The organism is Pseudomonas sp. XP2 (assembly GCF_053557975.1).
This window is the reverse complement of sequence record NZ_JBNRIK010000017.1, coordinates 1-652: the sequence shown is the minus strand read 5'-3', so window position 1 is coordinate 652 and position 652 is coordinate 1. Positions and strand designations below refer to the sequence as shown.

Genomic DNA, 652 nt, shown 5'->3' with positions numbered 1-652 from the left:
ATCTGCGGGCCGTCGATGCGCGGCTTGGGCAACGGCGCCGGGCGCCATTCGGTTCTGCCGGGCACCAGCACAGCCTCCTGGCAGTAGCGGGTACCTTGCCGGGCACCTGCGGCTTCCTCCTGAAGGCTGGTGAACTGGGTGCCTTCGTGGTGCACGCGGCTTACCCGCCAATGCCTGTTCAGGTCTTCGCGCGGGTGCCCGATCAGGGTGAAGCTCAGCCCCGGTTGCAGGCGCACATCGTCGCCTTCGACCTCGGCCAGGTGGGCGTCATGGCGCCAGGCTGTGATGCGGGTGGCGGTGAAGGGGGCGCCGACGGCCTCGCGCTTGTAGCGACCGGGGTAGTCGAAGCGCTCGTACGTGGTGGACTGGTGCCTGAGGTCGCTGCCCTCGGCACGCTGCTCCTGGCGGTAGGCCGGGTGGGTGAAGGTGTAGTCGCGCTGCACCTGGCGCGCGGTACGTACCTGCTCGCTGTAACGCAGGCGGCGCAGGCACGGCCTGGCCTGATCGCCGCCGCTGTTGGCGTGGTACAGCACCTGGTTGGGGTCGGTGTCGTCCGGCTCGAAAAAGCCTTCGTCCTCGTCATCGTCATCGGGCTTGATGGCGCCCTGGCTGAGCTGCCCCAGCCCCAGCAGCCGGTCGGTGATGAGCAGCT

At 68.9% G+C, this 652-nt stretch carries 1 protein-coding gene; it reads right to left on the bottom strand.

Going from position 1 to position 652, the window contains the following annotated elements; translation table 11 throughout:
• A partial coding sequence (locus ACK1VC_RS18220; protein WP_449118013.1) for a contractile injection system protein, VgrG/Pvc8 family occupies nt 1-652 on the bottom strand: 652 nt, incomplete at both ends.